Below are 23125 nucleotides of genomic sequence, written 5' to 3'. Positions count from 1 at the left end.
ATGGCCCTGCCACCGGGCATGCTGCCCGAGATCGAACCGGTGAGCCGCGAGTCGACGGCCGCCGTCATCGCGCGCCAGCTGCGTGACGCGATCATGACCGGCGCACTCCCGCCCGGGACCCAGCTCGGCGAAACCGAGCTGGCTTCCCGGTTCCAGGTGTCACGGGGGCCGCTCCGGGAAGCCATGCAGCATCTCGTCTCCGAAGGCCTGCTGCGCAGCGAACGGCACCGCGGGCTGTTCGTGATCGACCTCGGCCCCGGCGACGTCTACGACATCTATGCAGCTCGCTCGGCGATCGAGCGGGCGGCGATGCTGCGCGCCCTGCGGGGCGGGGACCGGGACCGGATCGCCGACCTGCTCGAACACACCGTCGCCGAGATGGCCACCGCTGCCGTCGAGGACGATCCGACCGCACTGTCCACAGCGGACCTGCGGTTCCACGAGGTCCTCATCAACGCTTCGGGCAGCAAGCGGCTCGTCCGGATGGCCAGGACCCTGCTCATCGAGACCCGCATGTGCCTGACCGCGCTGCAGGGCACGTACCAGCGGGTCGAAGAACGCGTGGAAGAGCACACGAAGCTCATCCAGGCACTGCGTGCCGGCGACGAGGAGACGGCGCTGGCCCTGCTGGAGGCGCACATGGAGGACGCCGTCCAGCGGCTCGCGCCGGGCACCAGCCTCCGTGACGGCCACGCCCCGCCGGTACCGGGCAACGCGTGACCGCAACGCCGACACGCGTGATTTCAGGGCCGACACGCGTGATTTCAGGGCCGACACGCGTGATCGGAAGGCCGACACGCGGACGTGCACGGCCGATTCGGGGATCTCGTCGGGGTCCGGCAAGCGGACGTGGACGGCCGGCGACGGCTCCGGGAAGCAGTTGACCGGCACGGTGCGCCGTCGGTCAGCGGACATGGCGCACCCCCAGCACCGGCTGGCCACCCTGGCCGTCGCGGAAGTCGGCCGACCACGGCCAGCGGCCGCACTCGTCGGCGTGGACCAGTTGCAGCGCCTCGATTTCCGCGCCGAACAGGGCGACCGCGAACACCAGGTGCACCGACGGTTCGGCGAGCGGGACGACCTCGATCAGCGGGCCGCCGCGCAGCGGGATGCGTTCGCCCGGTTCCGGTGGCGAAGCGTGCAGGGAGTGGCCGGCCATGCCGTTGAGCAGCTCCGCGGCCGCCCGCATCGGCAGGCCGGTCACGACCAGCTCGGGCAGGCCGAAGCCGCTCAGGCCGATCGTGTAGGCCCACGGCGGGTACAGCCCGTTGCCCTCCACTCCCTGCACGAGCCAGCCCCGGTCGGCCACGCCGTCCCGGAGCATCATCAGGTATTCGGACTGGGGTCTTCCGGGGTTGTCGCACTGCCAGCACATCGGGTTCTCCTCCCCCTCGGTGGGTTTGGGGACACCGTGCCGGAGGGGTCCGACAAAACTCAGCGCAGTGCTTCGGCCACCGCCGTGCCGAGCTGTTCTGTGGTACTCGTGCCGCCGAGGTCGGGGGTGCGGACCGCGCCCTCGTCGAGGACCCGGTCGACCGCGGCGCGGATTGCTTGGGAGGCAACGGTTTCGTGCAGATGTTCGACCAGCATCGCGGCCGCCAGGATCTGGGCGACGGGGTTCGCGATCCCCTGTCCGGCGATGTCCGGAGCGCTGCCGTGGACCGCCTCGAACATCGACGGGAATTCACCTGATGGGTTGATGTTGCCGGAGGGGGCCATGCCGAGGCCGCCGGTGATCGCGGCCGCCAGGTCGCTCAGGATGTCGCCGAAGAGGTTCGACGCCACGATCACGTCGAGCCGTTCGGGTGCCTGGACCATGCGTGCCGCGAGCGCGTCCACGTGCATCTGTTCACTGTGGACATCCGGGTACTCCGCGGCGACCTCGGCGAAGATCTCGTCCCAGAACGGCATCGAGTGGATCAGGCCGTTGGACTTCGTCGCCGAGCAGACGCGCGAAGACCGCGTCCGCGCCACTTCGAAGGCGTAGCGGATGATCCGCGAGACGCCCACGCGCGTGAACACCGACTCCTGCAGCACGAATTCGTCCGGCCGCCCGGCGTTGTGCCGCCCGCCGATCGCGGAGTACTCCCCTTCGGAGTTCTCGCGGACGATGACCAGCTCCAGCTCCTCGGCCTTCCGCCCGGCCAGCACGGACGTCGTGCCCGGCAGCAGCCGCACCGGCCGCAGGTTGACGTACTGGGAGAACGCACGCCGCAGCGGGATCAGCAGGCCCCACAGGGAAACGTGGTCCGGCACGCCGGGGAAGCCGACCGCGCCGAGCAGGATGCCGTCGAACGCCGACAGCTGCTCGACGCCGTCGTCCGGCATCATCGCGCCGACGCGCGCATAGCGCTCGCAGCTCCAGTCGAACTCCGTCCATTCGAGAGAAAACCCGAAGAGTCCGGCGGCCCGGTCGAGGACCTTGCGGGCCTCGGCCGTGACGTCGACGCCGATCCCGTCGCCGGGAATGCTCGCCAGCCGGTAGGTCTTCACAGGGCCACCGCGATGTACTTGGTCTCCAGGAACTCCTCGATGCCGACGGTGCCGCCCTCGCGGCCGAGCCCGGACTGCTTGATCCCGCCGAACGGGGCCGCCGGGTTCGACACGATGCCCTGGTTGAGGCCGATCATGCCGGCTTCGAGGGCCTCGCAGACGCGCAGCGCCCGCTTGAGGTCGCTGGTGTAGACGTAGGAAACCAGGCCGAACTCGGTGTCGTTCGCCTTGGCCACCGCCTCTTCCTCGGTGTCGAACGGCGTGATCGGGGCGACCGGCCCGAAGATCTCCTCGTGGGTCAGCCGCGCGTCCTGCGGGACGTCGGTGAGCACGGTGGCCTGGTAGAAGTGCCCCGGCCCGTCGACGCCGGAGCCGCCGGTGAGCACCTTCGCGCCGCGGTCGGTGGCGTCCTTGACCAGCTCGGTCACCTTGTCCACGGCGTTCTGGTCGATCAGCGGGCCGACCACGACGTCCTTTTCGGTGCCGCGGCCCATCGGCAGCGCCTGCATGCGCTCGGTCAGCCGCCGCGAGAACTCCTCGACGACACCGCGCTGCACGTAGAACCGGTTCGCCGCGGTGCACGCTTCGCCGATGTTGCGCATCTTCGCGAGCATCGCGCCCTCGATGGCCGCGTCCAGGTCCGCGTCGTCGAAGACCAGGAACGGCGCGTTGCCGCCGAGTTCCATCGACGTGCGGAGGATCTTGTCGGCGCACTGCTCGAGCAGCTTCCGGCCGACGCCGGTGGAGCCGGTGAAGGACAGCTTGCGGGCGCGGCCGTCGCGGATCAGCGGTTCCATGACACCGCCGGAGTCGCTGGTGGTGACGACGTTGAGCACGCCGGCGGGCAGCCCGGCCTCGGCGAGGATGCCGGCCAGCGCGAGCATCGACAGCGGCGTCTGGGCGGCGGGCTTGATCACCGACGTGCAGCCCGCCGCGACGGCCGGCCCGATCTTGCGGGTGCCCATGGCCATCGGGAAGTTCCACGGCGTGATCAGCAGCGTCGGCCCGACCGGCTGCTTGGTGATGAGGAAGCGGCCCGAGCCGTTCGGGGCGGTCGCGTAGCCGCCGTCGATGCGGACGGCCTCCTCGGCGAACCAGCGGAAGAACTCGGCGGCGTAGGCGATCTCGCCCTTCGACTCGGCGAGCGGCTTGCCCATCTCCAGCGTCATGAGCAGGGCCAGCTCGTCCTGGCGTGCCATCAGCAGCTCGTACGCCCGGCGCAGGATCTCCCCGCGTTCGCGGGGCGCCATCTTCGCGAAGTCGGCCTGCGCGGCGACCGCGGCGTCCAGTGCCGCGACACCGTCCGCGGGCGAGGCGTCGGCGACCTGGCACAGCTCCCTGCCGGTCGCCGGGTCGACCACCGGGAACGTCTTCCCGGACTCGGCGGCCACCCACTTGCCGCCGATGAACAGTTCCTTGCCGACCGCCTCGACGACGCCGGCCTCGGTGCTCGCACTCATCCCGACTGCTCCTCACGTGTTGTCCCGGGGGCCATGCTATGGATATTGTCAACAATCGACAACCCGCTCAACCGAACCGGGAGCCGCTGCCATGGCCCAGCTATCTCCGCTGCTCAAGCAGGCAACGCCCGTCGTGGTCGACCACGGTGAAGGGGTTTACCTCTACGACGTCGAAGGCAAACGCCACCTCGACTTCACCGCCGGGATCGGCGTCACGAGCACCGGGCACTGCCACCCGCACGTCGTGCGGGCCGCGCAGGAGCAGATCGGCAAGCTCGTCCACGGGCAGTACACGACGGTGCTGCACCAGCCGCTGCTGGAACTGACCGAGCGGCTCGGCGAAGTCCTGCCGCGCGGGCTCGACTCGCTGTTCTACGCGAACTCGGGCAGCGAAGCCGTCGAAGCGGCGTTGCGGCTCTCGCGGCAGGCGACGAAACGCCCGAACGTCATCGTCTTCCAGGGCGGCTTCCACGGCCGGACGGTCGCGGCGGCGAGCATGACGACGTCCGGGACGCGGTTCAGCGCCGGCATCGGGCCGCTGATGGCGGGCGTGCACGTCGCGCCGTTCCCCTACGCCTACCACTACGGCTGGGACGAGCAGACGGCGACGAAGTTCGCGCTGCGCGAGCTGGACTACCTGTTCCAGACCGTCAGCGCGCCGAACGAGACGGCCGCGATGTTCGTCGAGCCCGTGCTCGGCGAGGGCGGGTACGTCCCGGCGAACAGCGAGTTCATGGCCGGGCTGCGCGAGCGTGCCGACCGGCACGGCATCCTGCTGGTCGTCGACGAGATCCAGACCGGCTTCGGCCGGACCGGGAAGTTCTGGGGGCACGACCACTTCGATGTCTCACCGGACATCGTGCTCATCGCGAAGGGCCTGGCGAGCGGGTTCCCGCTGTCGGGCATCGCGGCTTCGGAAGAGCTGATGGCGAAGGCGTTCCCCGGTTCACAGGGCGGCACGTACGGCGGCAACGCCGTCTCGTGCGCGGCGGCGATCGCGACGCTCGAAGTGATCCAGCAGGAGAACCTCGTCGAGAACGCCGCCGAGCGCGGACGCCAGCTGCTCGAAGGCGCGCGGGTGATCGCGGACAAGACGCCGTCGATCGGCGAGGTGCGCGGGCTCGGCCTGCTGGTCGGCTCGGAGTTCACCACCGCCGACGGCGAACCGGACACGGCCACCGCGCAGGCCGCGCAGCAGGCGGCTTCGAAGAACGGCCTGCTGCTGCTGACCTGCGGGCCGTACATGAACGTCGTCCGCATGGTGCCGCCGCTGGTCGTCACGGCGGAGCAGGTCGACGACGCGTTGCGCATCTGGGGAGACGTCGTCGCTTCGGTCACGGGGAGCTGAGCATGGCCCGGTACATCACGATCACCCTCGACAAGCGGGGCGTCTCCTGCCGCGCCCGGCTGCTGGACGACGAGGCACCGCGGACCTGCAAGGCGGTCTGGGACGCGTTGCCGCAGAGCGGTTCCGCCTACCACGCGAAGTACGCGCGCAACGAGGTCTACACGCTCGTGCCGCCGTTCGCGGACCCGAAGCCCGGGCGGGAGAACCCGACGATCACGCCGATTCCTGGCGACGTCGTGTACTTCGGCTTCGAGGCCTGGGAAATCGGCAACCCGGCGTACGGCTACGACGAAGGCAGCGAGGCACACAGCGACCAGGGCGCGACCGATCTCGCAATCTTCTACGGGCGCAACAACCTGCTGATCAACGGCGATGCGGGCTGGGTGCCTGGCAACGTGTTCGCCACGATCGAGGAGGGCCTGGCCGAGATGGCCGCGGCCGCGCAGGACCTGTGGCTGCGGGGTGTCGAGGGCGAGACGCTCTCGTTCGCGCGAACCTGATTTCCCTTTTCTCCCAACCAGGACGCCGGGTGCGCAGCCGCACCCGGCGTCCTTCTTCGTACACTCGAACGGGTGATCATCGTGCCTTCACCCGGCGTGGCCGGCGATCACCGGATCGAGCTACCCGCACCGCCGGGATGCCGGATCAAGCTCGGCGTCACCCGGAGTGATGATCCGCGGCACAGCTACCCGCAGTGGCGGACGCCCGACCGGGGCACCCCCGCAGCAAACACGAAGGGATTACGTGTTTAGCATGGGAAGATTCCGCGTCGGCGGATATGACCGGAAACGGCTCTTTGACACCGTGCCAGCACGGTGAAAACCTGATTCCGCTCCTCGCGAGGGCATCTCCAGGGAATTCATTCGGAACAAGGAGTCATTCCATGCAGCTGTTCGCTCAGCACGCCCAGTACTACTGCCACGACATCCTCACGGGCGCGCTGGCGCACCTGGCGCACGTCCTCGGCTGGCTCGTCTGAGCCGTGGCGTGACCCGCGACCCGGCCGCGGTTTCCGCGGCCGGGTCGTTTCACGCCAAATCGGCCAACCGTGTGAAATCGTCGTCGGAAAGTTCGATTTCCGCCGCGGCGCAGTTTTCCTCCAGGTGCGTGATCGACGACGTTCCCGGAATGGGGACGACGACAGGCGAACGGCGCAGCAGCCACGCGAGGGACACCTGAGCGGGTGTCGCGCCAAGTCCGGCCGCGATCTTTCCGAGCACGCCACCCGCCCGCGCGTGCTCACCGCGCGCGATCGGGAGCCACGGCACGAACGCGATTCCCTCACGCTCGCAGTAGGCCAGGACGTCGTCGGCCGCGCGGTCGGTCAGGTTGTAGCGGTTCTGCACACTCGCGATCGGTGCGATCGCCCGCGCTTCGGCCAGCTGCGCGACGCTCACTTCGGACAGTCCGATGCGGGCGATCTTGCCCTCCTCCCGCAGCCGGGCCAGTGCACCGATCTGGTCGGCGAGCGGCACCTGCGGATCGAGGCGGTGCAGCTGCAGCAGGTCCAGGCGGTCGACGCGCAGGCGGCGCAGCGACAGTTCCGCTTGCTGCCGCAGGTATTCGGGCCTGCCGAGCGGGACCCACTCGCCGCGGCTCGGGCGGGCGTGCCCGCACTTCGTCGCGATGAACAGCCCGTCGTAGGGGTGCAGCGCGGTGGCGAGGAGTTCTTCGTTCAGGCCCAGGTCGTAGGCGTCGGCGGTGTCGAAGAAGGTGACACCGAGGTCCGCCGCACGCCGGGCGACGGCTTCGGCGCCGTCCTTCACGTGGTCCCACTCGGTGAGCCGCATGGCGCCGAAACCCAGGCGGTGAACGGAAAAGCCGTCTTCGAAGCGGTAGGTCGAGGTCATGCCGGAAGCATCCCCGCCGCGGGCGTCACCCACCAGAGATTCGGCCTGGGCTAAATCGTCGCGTGCCAGACTGGGCTCGTGCCGCACTTCCCCGCCCGCGACGGGCTCGAACTGTCCTACCGCGAGCTGGGCGAGGGCCGCCCGCTCGTGCTGCTGCACGGCTTCACCGGCGACAGCCGCCAGTGGCTGGACCACGGACCCGCCGCCGCGCTCGCCGAGCGAGGGCACCGCGTGGTGCTCCCCGATCTCCGCGGGCACGGCGACAGTCCCGCGCCGGACGATCCCGCCGCTTACCCTCCCGACGTCCTCGTCGACGACGGACTCGCCCTGATCGCCCACCTCGGGCTCGACGGCTACGACCTCGGCGGGTATTCGCTCGGCGGCCGCGTCGCGCTGCGGATGCTGGTCCGCGGGGCCCGGCCCGCACGGGCGATCGTCGGCGCGCAGGGACTCACCGCCGTCTGCCAGTCGCCCCAGGGGGACAGCAGCCGGCGCCTGCTCACCGATCTCGCCGAAGGACGTCCCGCCGGCGAAGAAGCCCGGTGGATCACCGGCGATCCGCGGGCGCTGCTGCGCGTTCTCGACTCGCTCGTCCCGACTTCCGCGGCCGAGCTGTCCCACCTCACGACGCCGATACTCCTCGTGGCCGGCGACGAGGACGCCCGCGACGCCGACGCACTCGCCGCCGCGTTGCCCGCCGCCCGGCTGGTCCGGGTTCCCGGCAACCACTTCACCGCGCTCGGGAACCCCGGGTTCGCGACCGCCGTCGCGGGCTTCCTCGCCGAGCCACTAACGTGAAAAACATTCATAGCGGCGTACCGGCGGTACGTACTACGCTGCGGTAACCACAGCAACGGCGCAGAGGAGAACCTGTCGATGGGCGACGTGGCGGCACGGCTGGCCGGGATCGTCGGGGACCGGAACCTGCTCACGGGCGAGGCGATCTCCGACGACTACGCGCACGACGAAGCACTGACCGCCGAGCCGCAGAAGCCCGCGTACGTCGCGAAACCGGCCACCGCCGAGGAAGTCGCGGAGCTGCTGAAGGCCGCTTCGGAGTACAACGTGCCCGTGACCGCACGCGGGTCCGGCAGCGGCCTGTCCGGCGCGGCCCGGCCGCAGCGGGACGGCCTGCTGATCTCCTTCGAGCGGATGAACGCCGTGCTGGAAGTCGACACCGGCAACCACGTCGCCGTCGTGCAGCCCGGGGTCACGCTCGCGGAACTGGACGCCAAGACTGCCGAAGCCGGGCTGAGCTACACCGTCTACCCCGGCGAGCTGAGCGCCAGCGTCGGCGGGAACGTCGGCACCAACGCCGGCGGGATGCGGGCGGTCAAGTACGGCGTCACCCGGAACAACGTGCTCGGGCTGCAGGCGGTCCTGCCGACCGGCGAGATCATCCGGACCGGCGGCAAGACGTCGAAGGTGTCCACCGGCTACGACCTCACCCAGCTGATCATCGGCTCCGAAGGCACCCTCGCCCTCGCCACCGAGATCATCGTGAAGCTGCACCCGCGGCTGCCCCACGGCGCGACCGTGCTCGCCCCCTTCGGCGGCTTCGAGCAGGTGATGGCCGCCGTGCCCGCGATCGTCTCCAGCGGGCTGGGCCCGCACATCCTCGAGTACATCGACAACCTGACGATGGCGGCGATCGTCTACAACGAGAAGCTCGAACTGGGCGTCCCGGACAAGATCCGCGAAACGTGCGAGGCCTACCTCGTGGTCGCGCTGGAAAACCGCGACGGCGGCCGCCTCGACGAGGACGTCGAGACCGTCGGCGAGCTGCTCGGCGAACTGGGTGCGCTCGACGTCTACGTCCTCGAAGGACCCGCCGCGCGCAAGCTCGTCGAAGCCCGCGAGAAGGCGTTCTGGACCGCGAAGGCGGCCGGCGCCGACGACGTCATCGACGTCGTCGTGCCGCGGACGGCGATGCCGCAGTTCATCGCGAAGGCCCGGGAACTGGCGATGGCCGCCGGCGGCGGCGCGCTCGGCTGCGGGCACGCCGGCGACGGCAACGTCCACCTCGGCATCTTCTGCAAGGACGACGTCAAGCGGAAGCAGCTGCTCACCGACATCTTCGCCTTCGCCATGGAACTCGGCGGCGCGATCTCCGGCGAGCACGGCCTCGGCCGCACCAAGGCCGGCTACCACCAGGACCTCGAAGACCCGGCCAAGATCGAGCTGATGCGCCGGATCAAGCAGAGCTTCGACCCCGCCGGGATCCTCAACCCCGGCGTTCTCTTCCCCGAAGGAACCGCATGAGTGAGCTGAACGGCGCCCAGTCCCTGATCCGCACGCTGGTCGACGCCGGCGTCGAGGTGTGCTTCGCCAACCCCGGCACCTCCGAGATGCACTTCGTCGCCGCACTGGACTCGGTCCCGGAGATGCGGGGCGTGCTCGCGTTGTTCGAAGGTGTTGTCACCGGTGCTGCCGACGGTTATGCACGCATCGCGTGCAAGCCTGCGGCAACACTGCTGCACCTGGGCCCCGGCCTGGGCAACGGCCTGGCGAACCTGCACAACGCGCGCCGCGCGCACACTCCGATCGTCAACGTCGTCGGCGACCACGCGACCTACCACAAGCAGTACGACGCCCCGCTGGAATCGGACATCGAAGCCGTCGCGGGCTCGCTGGAAGGGTGGGTGCGCCGCTCCGAGCACACCAAGGACGTCGGGGCGGACGCCGCTGCCGCGGTCGCCGCTTCGCAGGACGCGCCGGGCCGCGTCGCCACGCTGATCCTGCCCGCGGACGCTTCGTGGGGCGACGGCGGCGAGACCTGCGCGCCCATCCCGCCGCGGGTGCCGCAGGCCGTCGACGCCACGACCGTCAAGGACATCGCGGCCGTCTTCGGCAGCGGTGAGCCGGTCGCGCTGCTCGTCGGCGGCAGTGCGTGCCGCGAGGAAGGCCTGCGCGCGGCGAGCCGGATCGCCGCCGCGACCGGCGCCAAGGCGTTCGTCGAGACGTTCCCCGCGCGGCTGGAGCGCGGTGCCGGGCTGCCGGCGATCGAGCGGCTCGGCTACCTCGCCGAGCAGGTCACCTACCAGCTCGACGGGATCAAGCACGTCGTCGTCGCGGGCACGAAGGCGCCGGTGTCGTTCTTCGCCTACCCGGGAAAGCCGAGCGACCTCGTCCCCGAAGGCGCGCAGGTGCACACGCTTGCGTCGGTCGGCCAGGACGTCACACGCGCGCTGAACGAAGTCGCCGACCTGGTCGCCGCGGACACCGAACCGGTGCTGGCACCGGCGTCGCGGCCCGCGCTGCCGAGCGGGCCGCTGACCCCGCAGAACTGGGTCGACGTCATCGGGGCACTGCTGCCGGAGAACGCGATCATCGCCGACGAGGCCAACACGTCCGGCCTGATGCTGCCCGCGGCGACGGCCGGCGCGCCGCGCCACGACGTCCTCACCCTGACCGGCGGCGCGATCGGCTACGGCATGCCGGTGGCGACCGGGGCGGCCGTCGCCGCGCCGGACCGGCCGGTGCTGAACCTGCAGTCCGACGGCAGCGCGCTCTACACGATCTCGGCGCTGTGGACGCAGGCCCGCGAGAACCTGAACGTCACGACGGTGCTGCTCAACAACCGCGCGTACGCGATCCTGCGCCTGGAACTGCAGCGCGTCGGCGCGGCTTCGGGCGGACCGAAGGCGAACGAGCTGCTCGACCTGTCGCGGCCGGACATGGACTTCGTCAAGATCGCCGAAGGCATGGGCGTCCCGGCCACCCGGGCCACCACGGCCGAGGAACTGGCCGAACAACTGCAGCGCGCCTTCGCCGAGCCCGGCCCGCACCTCATCGACGCCCTGGTGCCGCCGCTGCTGTAGCCCGGCTATTGTCACCGGCACACTGAGCCCGGGAGCGGCGGATGAGCGAAGACGAACACGCGAAGCGGGGCATCGACCTCGACCGGCCGAACGCGGCACGCGTGTACGACTACATGATCGGCGGCAAGCTGAACTACGCCGTCGACCGGATGTTCGCCGACCAGATCCTCGGCGTGCTGCCGAACGCCCGGCACATGGCGCTGGTCAACCGGGCGTGGCTGCGCCGGGCCGTGCGGTTCGGTGCCGAGCAGGGCATCCGGCAGTTCCTCGACATCGGCTCCGGCATGCCGACCGTCGGGCACGTGCACGAGGTCGTCCAGGCGATCGATCCGGCGTCGAAGGTGGTGTACGTCGACAACGAGCCGATCGCCGTCGCGCACAGCGAGATCGTCCTGGAGGGCAACGACAACGCCGCGATGGTCCAGGCCGACGCCGAATACCCGGACGAGGTGCTGGAGCACCCGACCACCGTGGAGCTGCTCGACTTCGACCAGCCGATCATGGTGATCATGGCCGCGTTCGTGCACTTCGTCCCCGACTCCCGCGACCCGGCGGGCCTGATCGGCCGCTACCGCGACGTGCTCGCGCCAGGCAGCTACCTCGCGCTGTCCTCGGGCACGTGGGAGGGGCAGGGCGAGGAGTCGCGGCGTTCGGTGGCGCTGTACGAAAAGAGCGGCACGCCGCTGACGCTGCGGTCGCCGGACGAGCTGCGCACGCTGGTGAAGGGCTTCGAGATCCTGCCGCCGGGCATCGTGTTCACGCCGGAGTGGCGGCCGGACGAGCCACCCGAGGACCCGCCGGAGCGCTCGGGCGGGCTCGCACTGGTCGCGCGCAAGCCGTAGGTCCGCGTCCCGCTATTCTCGCGATCACACCGGACTTCGGGGGAGCGCGGATGAGCGAAGAGGACCACGCGAGGCGGGACGTCGATCTCGAGAAGCCCAATGCCGCGCGGGTGTACGACTACATCCTCGGCGGTCAGCTCAACTACGCCGTCGACCGGATGTTCGCCGAGCAGGTGCTGGCCGCGCAGCCGAACGCGCGGGAGCGGGCGCGGCTCAACCGGCAGTGGCTGCGCCGCGCCGTCCGGTTCGGGCTGGACCAGGGCATCCGGCAGTTCCTCGACATCGGCTCGGGCATGCCGACCGTCGGGCACGTGCACGAGGTGGCCCAGGCGGCCGACCCGAAGTCGCGGGTCGTCTACGTCGACAACGAGCCGGTCGCCGTGGCGCACAGCGAGATCGTGCTGGAGGGCAACGAGAACGCCGCGATGGTGCATGCCGACGCCGAGTACCCCGACGAGGTCCTCGAGCACGAGACCACCGAGATGCTGCTGGACCTCGACCAGCCGATGATGGTCGTGATGGCGTTGTTCGTGCACTTCATCCCGGACGAGCGGGACCCCGCCCGGCTGATCGCCGCCTACCGCGACGCGCTCGCGCCCGGCAGCTACCTCGCCCTGTCCTCGGCGACCTACGAGCAGCAGGGCGAAGGCACGTCCCGCGCGGTCGAGATGTACAAGAAGAGCGCCAACCCGGTCACCCCGCGCTCGGCCGACGAGCTGCGGGCGCTGGTCGACGGCTTCGAGATCGTCGACCCGGGCATCGTCTTCATCCCCGAGTGGCGCCCGGACGGCGAACTCCACCCGCGGCCGGCGGAAAGCGGCGGCCTCGCACTGGTGGCACGCAAGAACTAGACGGCGGCAGGCTGCAGCGCGGGGCGCGTCTTCGGGACCAGCGCCGCGAGCAGCACGCCCGTCAGCGCGGCCAGCGCCGCGACCGCGAACGTCGCACGGAAGCCGAACAGGGACGGCACCGGCACGCCGCCGACGCTGATCGTCAGCTGGGCCAGCATCGCCGCCATCACCGCGCTCGACACCGCCGTGCCGACCGAGCGCATCAGGGAGTTCAGGCCGTTCGCCGACGCCGTTTCGGTGACCGGCACCGAGCCCATGATCAGCGCGGGCATTGCCGCGTACGCGATGCCGACGCCGGCGCCGATGACGACCGACGCCGTGATCAGCTCGAGGGCGTTGTCCATCAGCACGATCGCGAACGCGTAGCCCGCCGCGATCACCAGCGCGCCGCTCATCAGCGTCGGGCGCGGGCCGAAGCGCGTGATCAGCCGCGCGGAAACCGGTGACAGCAGCATCATCACCAGGCCGTTCGGGGCCAGGGTGAGGCCGGATTCGACCATCGTCTGGCCCAGCCCGTAGCCGGTCGACGCCGGGGCCTGAAGCAGCTGCGGGAACGACAACGCCATCGCGTACAGCGCGAAGCCGACCATGATCGACGCGAGGTTCGTGAACAGCACCGGGCGGCGGGCGGACACGCGCAGGTCGACCAGCGGGTCGCGGCGGCGCAGCTGGTAGGCGCCCCAGGCGAGCAGGATGACGACGGCCGCCGCGGCCAGGCCGAGCGTCGGCACGCTGGTCCAGCCCCACGTGCCGCCCTTGACCACCGGCAGCAGCAGGCAGAGCAGCCCGGCGGCCAGCCCGAACGCGCCGAAGAAGTCGAACGGCGCCGGCGTGCGCAGCGGCGACTCCGGCACCACGGTGAGAATGAGCAGCGCACAGGCCAGCCCGATCCCGGCGGCGGTCCAGAAGAGCACGTGCCAGTCGGCGTTCTCGGCGACGACGGCCGCGACCGGCAGCCCGACCGCGCCGCCCACCCCGAGCGTCGCGCTCATCAGCGAGATCGCGCCGCCGACGCGTTCGGGCGGCAGCTCGTCGCGCATGATGCTGATGCCGAGCGGGATCACGCCCATCGCGCAGCCCTGCAGGCCGCGTCCGAGGATCTGGAACGCGAGCGCGCTCGTCGTCGCGGAGACGACCGAGCCGGCAATGAGCAGCGCGAGGCTGACGAGGATCATCCGCCGCTTGCCGTAGAGGTCGCCGAGCCGTCCGCTGACCGGCGTGACGACGGACGCCGCCAGCAGCGTCACGGTGACCACCCAGGACGCGTCGGCCGCCGAGGCGTTCAGCAGCCGCGGGAAGACCGGGATCAGCGGCACGACCAGCGTCTGCATGAACGACGCGACGAGCCCGCACGAGGCGAGCACGACGACGAGCGCCCGATCCGTCCGTCCGGACACCGGCACACCCCCAGTGTGTAGTTAGTACGCATCATGCAACTTCATGCACTGTACCGACCGGACGGCCGGTTTCCGCTCGAATGGCGGTCTCGTCACAACCCCTAGACTCGCCGGTATGTCCCGGCTGCGGCGGTACTGGGCCGAGCTCGCGGTCACGGCCGCGGTGCTCGCGGGCACCCTCCTCACGGCACTCGACGACGGCGCCAAGCCGCCGCGGCACGCCGCGCTGGGCTGGGTTCTCACCGCCCTCTGCTGCGCCGCGCTGTTCCTCCGTCGGCGGTATCCGATGGGCGTCGCGGGGTTCGCGCTCGTCTGCTGCGCCGTCTACTACCCGCTGACCGATCCCGACGGCCTCGTCCTGCTGGCCTTCGCCTACGCCCTGTTCAACGCCGCCGCGGCCGGGCGGATCCGCGGGGCGGCGCTGCTCGTCGCCGCCGCGATGGCCGGAGTCGCCGCCGGGGAGATCGGCTCGCGGACCGGGCGGCACGTCGACAACTTCGCCTTCTTCCTCATGACCGGCTGGTTCGTCGCCCTGGTCGCCGGGGGCGCGGTCGCGCACTACCGCGCCGAGGCCGAGCGCACCAAGGAGGCCGAAGCCCGCGCCCGGGCCACCGACGAACGCCTGCGCATCGCCCGCGAGCTGCACGACGTCCTCGGCCACCACCTCGCGCTCATCAACGTCCAGGCGGGCGCCGCGCTGCACCGGCGTGACCCCGGCCAGGCGACCGAGGCACTGGGGGCGATCAAGGACGCCAGCAAGACCGCACTCCAGGAGTTGCGGGCCACGCTCGGCATGCTCCGGCAAGCCGACCGGCCGAGCCTCGCGCGGGTCTCGGAGCTGGCCGAGTCGGTCGGCGCGTCCGGGCTGACCGTGCGCACCGAGATCGACGGCGACGCGCGCGACCTGCCGCCGGAAGTCGAGCACGTGGCCTTCCGCGTCGTGCAGGAAGCGCTGACGAACGTCGCCAAGCACGCCGGCGCGAAGACTGTCGTCGTGCGGCTCGGCTACGGCGACGGCGAGCTGTCCGTGCAGGTCGACGACGACGGCCGCGGCGGCACCGCCCCGCCGGGCAACGGGATCCGCGGGATGGCCGAGCGCGCGCGGGCCCTCGGCGGCGAGGTGACCGCGGCGCCGCGCGCGGGCGGCGGCTACCGGGTGCACGCCCGGCTGCCGGTGCGATGATGGGCCGATGATCCGGGTCCTGCTCGTCGACGACCAGCGGCTCGTCCGCGCCGGCTTCCGGTCCATTTTGGACGGCGAGGACGACATCACGGTCGTTGCCGAGGCCGCCGACGGCCGCGAAGCCCTGCAGGCCGCGCACGAACACCGCCCCGACGTCGTGCTGATGGACATCCGGATGCCCGTCCTCGACGGCCTCACCGCGACCCGGCACCTGCTGGACGACCCCGCCGTGGCCACCAAGGTCGTCATCCTCACGACGTTCGACCTCGACGAGGACGTCTACGGCGCCCTGCGCGCGGGCGCGAGCGGGTTCCTGGTCAAGGACACCGAGCCCGAAGAGCTGATCCACGCCGTGCGCGTGGTCGCCCGCGGCGACGCGCTGCTCGCGCCGTCGATCACGCGGCGGCTGATCTCGGAGTTCGCCTCGCGCGTCAGCCGTCCGGCGCCGTCGCCCGCGCTGGACCGGCTCACCGAGCGCGAACGCGAGGTGCTGACCCTGGTCGCGGCCGGGCTGTCCAACGACGAGATCGCCCGGGAGCTCACCCTGAGCCCCGCGACGGCGAAGACGCACGTCAGCCGCATCATGACCAAGACCGGCGCCCGCGACCGCGCGCAGCTCGTCGTCCTCGCGTACGAGTCCGGTGCGGTGACGCCGCGCTGGCTGACCCCCTGACCCGTACTCCCCCGGTGGTACGGGAACGGCCTTAGGGGACACCGCCGGGAGCACGCGAAGTGTCTTCCCGCGCGCGACGCGGGACAGGGCCTCTCTCGCGAATCCTTGTCCCCCATGGAAACCCTCACTCGTTCCGGCGGCGGGCGGCTCGCGCGCCTGGCCGGCTGGGCACAGCGGCACCGGTGGCTCGCCGTCGCGCTCTGGGCGCTGGTCCTCATCGGCGTCACGCTCGCTTCGCGGCTCGCCGGCAGCGCGTTCCACGACGACAACTCGCTGCCGGGCACCGAATCCCAGCAGGTCGTCGACCTGCTGAAGAACACCGCGCAGTCCGGCGCGAGCGCGCAGATCGTGTTCAAGGACGACCACGGTCTCGCCACGCAGCGCGCGGCCGTCGAAAACACTCTGCGAAATGTCCGATTGCAGCCGCACGTGCGGTCGGTGACCGGGCCGTTCGAGACGCTCTCGCCCGACGGCCGGATCGGCTACGCCACCGTCACGTTCGACGCCGCCGCGACCGATCTCCCGTACGACGACATCGTGAAGTTCGCCGACGCCGCGAAGCAGGCGGGGCCGGTGGAAGTCGCGCTCGCGGGCGACCCGGTCAAGCGGATCTCCGAAAGCGGCGGCCCCGCCGAAGGCGTCGGGCTGCTCGCCGCGCTGGTCATCCTCGTGTTCCTGTTCCGCTCGCTGCTCGCGGCCGGCCTGCCGGTCATCACCGCGGTGTTCGCCGTCGGCAGCACGCTCGGCGTGATCACCGTCGTCTCGCACTACGTCGACATCGCGAGCTACACCTCGCCGCTGATGATGCTCGTCGGGTTCGGCGTCGGCGTCGACTACGCGCTGCTGATCTTTTCCCGCTACCGCACCGAAATCCTCGACGGGCTCGACCGGGACGCGGCCGCCCGCCGCGCGCTCGACACCGCGGGCCGGTCGGTCCTGTTCGCCGGGACGACGGTGATCATCGCCCTGCTCGGCCTGCTCGCGCTCGGCCTCGGCGGGCTGCGCGGGGTCGCGCTGTCGGTCGCGCTGACCGTCCTGATGACGATGCTCGCGTCGGTGACACTGCTCCCGGCGCTGCTGTCGCTGTTCGGCAGGCGCCTGGAACGCGGCATCCGGCGGCACGCCGTCCGGCGGGAGCACGGCAGGGCGTGGCGACGGCTCGCCGACGGCGTCCAGCGGCGGCCCGCGGCCCCGCTGGCGATCGGCCTGCTCGTCCTCGTCGGGCTGTCCGTTCCGGCGCTGGGCCTGCGGCTCGGGTTCGCCGACGCGGGCACCGACCCCGCCGGCTCGACCACGCGCCGGGCGTACGACCTGCTGGCCGAGGGCTTCGGGCCCGGCTTCAGCGGGCCGCTCGCGATCGTCACCGAGAACGGCAGCACCGCCGCGGTGCAGCAGGCGCTGGCGTCGACACCGGGGATCGCCCGGGTGCTGCCGCCGACGGGCCCGGTCGTGCTGGCCTTCCCGGCGACGTCACCGCAGGACGAAGCGACGGCCGAGCTGGTGACGCGGCTGCGGACCGAGGTCCTCCCGGCCCTGCCCGGGCACCACCTCGTCGGCGGCCCGGTCGCGGCCGCGACGGACTTCGCGGACGCCGTCGCCGACCGGCTGCCGCTGTTCGTGCTGGTCGTCGTCGGGTTGTCCGCGCTGCTGCTCATGGTGGTGTTCCGGTCGGTGCTGATCCCGCTCAAGGCGGCACTGCTGAACCTGCTGAGCATCGGCGCCTCGCTCGGCGTGATGACGCTGGTGTTCGGCGACGGCCTGTTCGGCGCGCAGCCCGGCCCGATCGAGGCGTTCGTGCCGGTGATGATCTTCGCGATCGTGTTCGGGCTGTCGATGGACTACGAGGTGTTCCTGGTGTCGCGGATGCACGAGGAGTGGCGGCGCACCGGCGACGCACGCCTGGCCGTCCGCGAAGGGCTCGCGGCCACCGGCGGCGTGATCACCGCGGCGGGCGCGATCATGGTCCTGGTGTTCGGCGCGTTCCTGCTCGACCCGTCCCGGATGCTCGGGCAGTTCGGGCTCGGCCTGGCGGTCGCGGTGCTGCTGGACGCGCTGGTGATCCGCTGCCTGGTCGTCCCGGCGATCATGCGCCTGCTCGGGGCCAGGGCCTGGTGGCTGCCACGATGGCTGGACCGGCGGCTGCCGCACGTCGCGCTGGAGCCCTAGGACCGCAGTCGCTGCGCGACGGTGTTCGCGAGCTGCCGGGCCGGTTCGCACAACCGGTCCGGCTGCGCGTCGCTGTTCTCCACGTCGACGATCACCAGCTCGTCCGTGTTGACGTGCTTCTCGTCGGGATAGGTGCGGTAGACGATCGCGACGGCGCAGCTGGTGCGGCTGCGGATCGCCGGTTGCAGCCGCGCTCCGAAGCCGGGCAGCGCGAGAGGGGTGCCCTCCAGGTCCTCGGCCTCGGTCCGGTCGAAGATCACCTTCACGACCCCGGGCCGGTCGGTGTAGTCCCAGCGGCAGTTCCAGTTCGTGAGGGACGGCGTCTGCTGCACCGGGCCGTCGCCGAGGACTCCCTTGACCGTCCCGGGATCCAGCAGCGGGCACGCCTGTTCGGCCGCGAGGGATCCGGGAGCGAGCTCGCGCCGCTTGATCTGGTGATCCTGCAGCCGCGACAGCGCACTCGCCAGGACGGCCTCGGCCATCCCGCAGAGGTCGACCTTCTCGTCGCCGTCCTGGTCGGCCTGGACGACGACCTGGGCGTCGTCGGGCAGCAGCAGGGTGCGGCTGCAGCGGTCCGGTTCGGCGGGCGGGCGCTGGATGCCGATCTCGCCGTCCTGCTGCACCGGCAGCCCTGGCTCGTCGGCGTCCGAGGCCAGCTGCACCCGGACGTCCACGACGTCCCGGGGATCGCTCGCGAGGCGGACCAGGGCGTCGCAGCGGTCGAAGTTGCCGTAGTGGTCCGTCGCCTCCACCAGGCCGTAGTGGCTGAGCGCCTCGGCGTAGGTCAGCGCGCACGGGTCCACGGTCCGCGGGTCGCCGAGGAACGTTTCGGCGCGGGCATCGAAGACCAGCTTCACCCCCACCGCGGCCACCGCGGCAACCACCGTCGCGGCCACCGCGATCCGCCACCGTTTCCGGGCGGCACGCCGGGCGGCGGGCGGATAGGGATCGTCGGGCCGGGCGATCCACGCCGCCTCCCGGGTCTCTTTCACCTTGACCTTGACCCGCCGGTAGGTGGTGGCGTTCGCGTCCGCGCTCTGCCTGACCACTTCTTCGAAGAACCACGCGGAACAGATCAGGGCGAGCACGCCATCCGATTCGGCGAGTGCCTTCTTCAGCACGCCGGCATCGAGCAGCCGGAACGCCTTGATGATCGCCGGTGCCGCGACGCCGTGTTCGTCGTAGGCGATTTCCCCGGCGTGCAACGCCACCCGGACGCGCATCCGCGCGTGTTCCGGATGCCGGTCGTTGTGGGCCCGGACCGCCGCCGCCAGTGCCTCGGGAAACCGTTCCACGAAAGCGGATTTGGGAACGTCGGCCGGTACCAGGACGAAGAGGCCGTCACCCCCGTCGTCGAGCCGCGAGTCCGCCCAGGGCAGCCCGCAGCCGAGAAAAGCCGTCTCCAACGCCCCGTAGAGGCCTTTCCGCAGCGCGAGGAGGTCCTGGGTCGTCCTGTTCTTGTCGCCGTACTTCTCGACGTCGACCAGGAAGATCGTCCGGTGCACGGGCAAATCCATCCGCAGCACCGTACTCGCGCGGGCACATTGCCCGATCGGGTGAAGGCCACCTTGAGGAACTTGAAGCTCCTCAAGGTGGCCTTCGCGAACCGGCGGGCTATTCGTAGATCTCGCCCTTGGCGGCCTTCTCCACCAGCGAAGCGGGCGGCTCGAAGTGGTCGCCGTAGCGGGCGGCCAGCTCGCGGGCCCGGTCGACGAAGCCCTGCAGGCCGCCCTCGTACTGGTTGATGTACTGGATGACGCCGCCGGTCCAGGCCGGGAAGCCGATGCCGAAGATCGAGCCGATGTTGGCGTCGGCCACCGACTTCAGCACGCCCTCGTCGAAGCACTTGACCGTCTCGAGTGCCTCGGCGAACAGCATGCGCTCCTTGAGGTCCTCGAACGGCACCTGCGCCGAACCGGACTTGAACGCGTCACGCAGGCCCGGCCACAGGCCGAGGCGCTTGCCGTCTTCGTCGTAGTCGTAGAAGCCCGCGCCCGAGGACCGGCCCTTGCGGTCGAACTCCTCGACCATCCGGTCGATGACCGCCTCGGAAGCGTGCGCCTTCCACGTGCCGCCCGCGGCCTCGATCGCCTCGCGGGTCTCCTGCCGGATCTTGCGCGGCAGGGTCAGCGTCAGCTCGTCCATCAGCTGCAGCGGCGGCGCCGGGTACCCGGCCTGGGCACCGGCCTGCTCGATCGACGCCGGCTCGACGCCCTCGCCCAGCGCGGCGACGGCCTCGTTGAGGAACGTGCCGATCACGCGCGAGGTGAAGAAGCCGCGGCTGTCGTTGACGACGATCGGGGTCTTCTTGATCTGCAGCGTGTAGTCGAAGACCTTGGCCAGCGTGGCGGGCGAGGTCTTCTCCCCGCAGATGATCTCGACCAGCGGCATCTTGTCCACCGGCGAGAAGAAGTGGATCCCGATGAAGTCCTCCTGCCGCCGCACGCCCTCGGCGAGCGTGGTGATCGGCAGGGTCGAGGTGTTGGAGCCCAGCACCGCGTCGGCGTTGACGACGTTCTCGATCTCGCCGAACACCTTGTGCTTCAGCTCGACGCTCTCGAAGACGGCCTCGATGACGAAGTCGACGCCCGCGAAGTCGGCCGGGTCGGCGGTCGGCTTGATCCTGGCCAGCAGCGCGTCCGACTTCTCCTGCGTCGTCTTGCCGCGCGAGAGGGCCTTCTGCTCCAGCTTGACCGCGTAGCCCTTGCCCTTCTCGGCCGCCTCCTGCGAGACGTCCTTCAGGACGACGTCGATGCCCGCCTTCGCCGAGACGTACGCGATCGCCGCGCCCATCATCCCGGCGCCGAGCACACCCACCTTGCGAGCGGTGTACTTCTCGAAGCCGTCCGGCCGCGAGCCGCCGGAGTTGATGGTCTGCAGGTCGAAGAAGAACGCCTTCGTCATGTTCTTCGAGACCTGGCCGGTGGCGAGGTGGACGAAGTAGCGCGTCTCGATCTGGATCGCGGTGTCGAAGTCGACCTGCGCGCCCTCGATCGCGGCGGCCAGGATCGCCCGCGGCGCCGGCATGTTCGCGCCCTTGATCTGCTTGCGCAGGTTCGCCGGGAACGCCGGCAGGTTGGCCGCGAAGCTCGGGTTCGACGGGGTGCCGCCCGGGATCTTGTAACCCTTGACGTCCCACGGCTGCACGCCGCCTTCGGGGTTGGCCTTGATCCACGCCTTCGCGGCGGGGACCAGCTCCTCGACGGTGTCGACGACCTCGTGCACCAGGCCCAGCTCGAGCGCCTTGCGCGGGCGGTGCCGCTGGCCCTGCAGCAGGACGTTCAGCAGCGCGCTCTGGATGCCGAGCAGGCGCACGGTCCGTACCACGCCACCGCCGCCGGGCAGCAGGCCCAGCGTCACCTCGGGCAGGCCGATCTGGCTGCCCTTCACGTCGGCGGCGATGCGGTGGTGCGTCGCCAGCGCGATCTCCAGGCCACCGCCGAGCGCGGCGCCGTTGATCGCCGCGACGACCGGCTTGCCGAGCTGCTCGATGCGGCGCATCTGGCCCTTCATCAGTGCGCTGCCCTCGGTCAGCTCGGCCGCGTGCTCGGGCTTGGCCTGGATGAGGTCGTTCAGGTCGCCACCGGCGAAGAACGTCTTCTTCGCCGACGTGATGACGACGCCGGTGATGTCGTCCTTCTCCGCTTCGAGGCGGTCGACGGTGACGCCGAGCGACTCGCGGAAGGCGGCGTTCATCGTGTTCGCCGACTGGTCCGGGTCGTCCAGGGTCAGCGTGACGATGCCGTCTTCGTCCCGCTCCCAGCGGATGGTCTTGCTCTCAGCCACGTTTTGGTTAGACACAGTGGTCCTCACACCCGCTCGATGATGGTCGCGACGCCCATGCCGCCGCCGATGCACAGGGTCACCAGCGCGCGGCGCGCCTGGCGGCGTTCCAGCTCGTCGACCACCGTGCCGACCAGCATCGCGCCGGTGGCGCCCAGCGGGTGGCCCATGGCGATCGCGCCGCCGTTGACGTTGACCTTCTCCTCGTCGAGGTGCAGGTCCTTGATCCACTTGAGCACGACCGAGGCGAACGCCTCGTTGAGCTCCCACAGGTCGATGTCCTCGGGCTTGAGGCCCGCGGCCTTCAGCACCTTCTCGGTGGCCGGCGTGGGGCCGGTGAGCATGATCGTCGGCTCGGAGCCGATCGACGCGGTCGCCACGATCCGGGCGCGCGGGGTCAGCCCGAAGGTCTTGCCGACCTGCTCGGAGCCGACCAGCACCAGCGCGGCGCCGTCGACGATGCCGGAGGAGTTGCCGCCGGTGTGGACGTGGTCGATCTTCTCGACGTAGTGGTACTTCTGCAGCGCCACGGCGTCGAAGCCGCCCATGTCGCCGATGGTCGTGAAGGCGGGCTTCAGCTTCGCGAGGCCCTCGACCGTGGTGCCGGGACGGCGGTGCTCGTCGTGGTCGAGGATGGTGACGCCGTTGATGTCCTTGACCGGCACGACCGACTTCGCGAAGTAGCCGCCGGACCAGGCCGCCTCGGCGCGTTCCTGCGAGCGGACGGCCCAGCGGTCGACGTCCTCGCGGGAGAAGCCCTCGATGGTCGCGATCAGGTCGGCGCCGATGCCCTGGGGGACGATGTAGTTGTCGTAGGCGGTGGCCGGGTCCATGAACAGCGCGCCGCCGTCGGAGCCCATCGGCACCCGCGACATCGACTCGACGCCGCCGGCGATGACCAGGTTGTCCCAGCCGGAGCGGACCTTCTGCGCGGCGGTGTTGGTGGCTTCGAGGCCGGAGGCGCAGAAGCGGTTGAGCTGCACGCCGGCGACGGTCTCGGGCAGGCCCGCGTTGAGCGCGGCGGTGCGCGCGATGACCGCGCCCTGCTCGCCGACCGGCGAGACGACGCCGAGCACGATGTCGTCGATCGCGGCGGGGTCGAGGTTCGGGTGGCGGACCTTCAGCTCGTTGATCAGGCCGACCACCAGGTCGACCGGCTTGGTGCCGTGCAGGGCACCGCCCTTGTTCTTGCCGCGAGGCGTGCGGATCGCCTCGTAGATGTAGGCCTCGCTACTCACTGAACAACTCCTCGCGAGCG

The 23125-nt window shown here is 70.8% G+C and carries 19 protein-coding genes; 11 read left to right on the top strand and 8 right to left on the bottom strand.

The annotated features are described in order from the left end of the window. The gene (locus ABJI51_RS21970) at positions 1-720 is read left to right on the top strand and encodes a GntR family transcriptional regulator (protein WP_348953116.1); all 720 of its coding nucleotides are present in this window, start codon (positions 1-3) and stop codon (positions 718-720) included. Between the two features lie 184 nt (positions 721-904). On the opposite strand, the gene ABJI51_RS21965 is transcribed toward ABJI51_RS21970, so the two are convergent. Genes ABJI51_RS21965 through ABJI51_RS21955 form a run of 3 tightly spaced genes read right to left on the bottom strand, consistent with a single transcriptional unit; the run spans position 905 to position 3953 of the window. Next, positions 905-1375 (bottom strand): DUF4262 domain-containing protein, encoded by a 471-nt coding sequence (locus tag ABJI51_RS21965; RefSeq protein ID WP_348953115.1) that lies wholly within the window; start codon positions 1373-1375, stop codon positions 905-907. A 59-nt stretch (positions 1376-1434) separates the two neighbouring features. Continuing rightward, positions 1435-2493: a tartrate dehydrogenase gene (locus tag ABJI51_RS21960; RefSeq protein ID WP_348953114.1), complete on the bottom strand. Its 1059-nt coding sequence runs from the start codon at positions 2491-2493 to the stop codon at positions 1435-1437. Beyond that, positions 2490-3953 (bottom strand): NAD-dependent succinate-semialdehyde dehydrogenase, encoded by a 1464-nt coding sequence (locus ABJI51_RS21955; protein ID WP_348953112.1) that lies wholly within the window; start codon positions 3951-3953, stop codon positions 2490-2492. Before ABJI51_RS21955 ends, ABJI51_RS21960 begins: the two co-directional genes overlap by 4 nt. A gap of 91 nt (positions 3954-4044) precedes the next feature. Between ABJI51_RS21955 and ABJI51_RS21950 the strand changes: the two genes are divergently transcribed. Further along, positions 4045-5301: an aspartate aminotransferase family protein gene (locus tag ABJI51_RS21950; RefSeq protein WP_348953111.1), complete on the top strand. Its 1257-nt coding sequence runs from the start codon at positions 4045-4047 to the stop codon at positions 5299-5301. 2 nt (positions 5302-5303) lie between these two features. Then, positions 5304-5801, top strand: coding sequence for a DUF3830 family protein (locus tag ABJI51_RS21945; RefSeq protein ID WP_348953110.1), 498 nt, complete (start codon positions 5304-5306; stop codon positions 5799-5801). Between the two features lie 528 nt (positions 5802-6329). On the opposite strand, the gene ABJI51_RS21940 is transcribed toward ABJI51_RS21945, so the two are convergent. Continuing rightward, on the bottom strand, positions 6330-7151 hold the full coding sequence (locus tag ABJI51_RS21940) for an aldo/keto reductase (protein ID WP_348953527.1): 822 nt from the start codon (positions 7149-7151) through the stop codon (positions 6330-6332). Between the two features lie 78 nt (positions 7152-7229). Here ABJI51_RS21940 and ABJI51_RS21935 point away from each other — a divergent pair, with 78 nt between their 5' ends. The 5 genes from ABJI51_RS21935 to ABJI51_RS21915 all read left to right on the top strand — a co-directional run bounded on the left by ABJI51_RS21935 (position 7230) and on the right by ABJI51_RS21915 (position 12665). Then, positions 7230-7949: an alpha/beta fold hydrolase gene (locus tag ABJI51_RS21935; protein WP_348953109.1), complete on the top strand. Its 720-nt coding sequence runs from the start codon at positions 7230-7232 to the stop codon at positions 7947-7949. 78 nt (positions 7950-8027) lie between these two features. Then, the gene (locus ABJI51_RS21930) at positions 8028-9413 is read left to right on the top strand and encodes an FAD-binding oxidoreductase (protein ID WP_348953108.1); all 1386 of its coding nucleotides are present in this window, start codon (positions 8028-8030) and stop codon (positions 9411-9413) included. Then, positions 9410-10972 (top strand): acetolactate synthase large subunit, encoded by a 1563-nt coding sequence (locus ABJI51_RS21925; protein WP_348953107.1) that lies wholly within the window; start codon positions 9410-9412, stop codon positions 10970-10972. The genes ABJI51_RS21930 and ABJI51_RS21925 overlap by 4 nt, the downstream gene beginning before the upstream one ends. A gap of 41 nt (positions 10973-11013) precedes the next feature. After that, a complete protein-coding gene (locus tag ABJI51_RS21920; RefSeq protein ID WP_348953106.1) occupies positions 11014-11814 on the top strand; it encodes an SAM-dependent methyltransferase in 801 nt (266 codons plus the stop codon). A 50-nt stretch (positions 11815-11864) separates the two neighbouring features. Beyond that, positions 11865-12665 (top strand): SAM-dependent methyltransferase, encoded by an 801-nt coding sequence (locus ABJI51_RS21915; protein WP_348953105.1) that lies wholly within the window; start codon positions 11865-11867, stop codon positions 12663-12665. Here the strand turns inward: ABJI51_RS21915 and ABJI51_RS21910 are convergent. Then, entirely contained in the window at positions 12662-14062 is a 1401-nt protein-coding gene (locus ABJI51_RS21910) for an MFS transporter (RefSeq protein ID WP_348953104.1), read from the bottom strand. The genes ABJI51_RS21915 and ABJI51_RS21910 overlap by 4 nt on opposite strands. A gap of 115 nt (positions 14063-14177) precedes the next feature. Here ABJI51_RS21910 and ABJI51_RS21905 point away from each other — a divergent pair, with 115 nt between their 5' ends. The 3 genes from ABJI51_RS21905 (at position 14178) to ABJI51_RS21895 (ending at position 18084) form a co-directional block, all read left to right on the top strand. Then, entirely contained in the window at positions 14178-15245 is a 1068-nt protein-coding gene (locus ABJI51_RS21905) for a sensor histidine kinase (RefSeq protein WP_348953103.1), read from the top strand. 7 nt (positions 15246-15252) lie between these two features. After that, positions 15253-15918 (top strand): response regulator, encoded by a 666-nt coding sequence (locus tag ABJI51_RS21900; protein ID WP_348953102.1) that lies wholly within the window; start codon positions 15253-15255, stop codon positions 15916-15918. A 114-nt stretch (positions 15919-16032) separates the two neighbouring features. Then, entirely contained in the window at positions 16033-18084 is a 2052-nt protein-coding gene (locus ABJI51_RS21895; RefSeq protein ID WP_348953101.1) for an MMPL family transporter, read from the top strand. On the opposite strand, the gene ABJI51_RS21890 is transcribed toward ABJI51_RS21895, so the two are convergent. The 3 genes from ABJI51_RS21890 to ABJI51_RS21880 form a co-directional block, all read right to left on the bottom strand. Beyond that, positions 18081-19601, bottom strand: coding sequence for a DUF3558 domain-containing protein (locus ABJI51_RS21890; RefSeq protein ID WP_348953100.1), 1521 nt, complete (start codon positions 19599-19601; stop codon positions 18081-18083). The genes ABJI51_RS21895 and ABJI51_RS21890 overlap by 4 nt on opposite strands. A gap of 97 nt (positions 19602-19698) precedes the next feature. After that, positions 19699-21870: a 3-hydroxyacyl-CoA dehydrogenase NAD-binding domain-containing protein gene (locus ABJI51_RS21885; RefSeq protein ID WP_348953099.1), complete on the bottom strand. Its 2172-nt coding sequence runs from the start codon at positions 21868-21870 to the stop codon at positions 19699-19701. Positions 21871-21893: 23 nt separating this feature from the next. Continuing rightward, positions 21894-23105, bottom strand: a complete 1212-nt coding sequence (locus ABJI51_RS21880) for an acetyl-CoA C-acetyltransferase (RefSeq protein ID WP_348953098.1) — start codon at positions 23103-23105, stop codon at positions 21894-21896. Between the last annotated feature and the right edge of the window lie 20 nt (positions 23106-23125).

The organism is Amycolatopsis melonis (genome assembly GCF_040064235.1).
In the GTDB taxonomy this organism is placed as follows: domain Bacteria; phylum Actinomycetota; class Actinomycetes; order Mycobacteriales; family Pseudonocardiaceae; genus Amycolatopsis; species Amycolatopsis melonis.
This window is presented reverse-complemented; position numbering and strand designations above follow the sequence as displayed.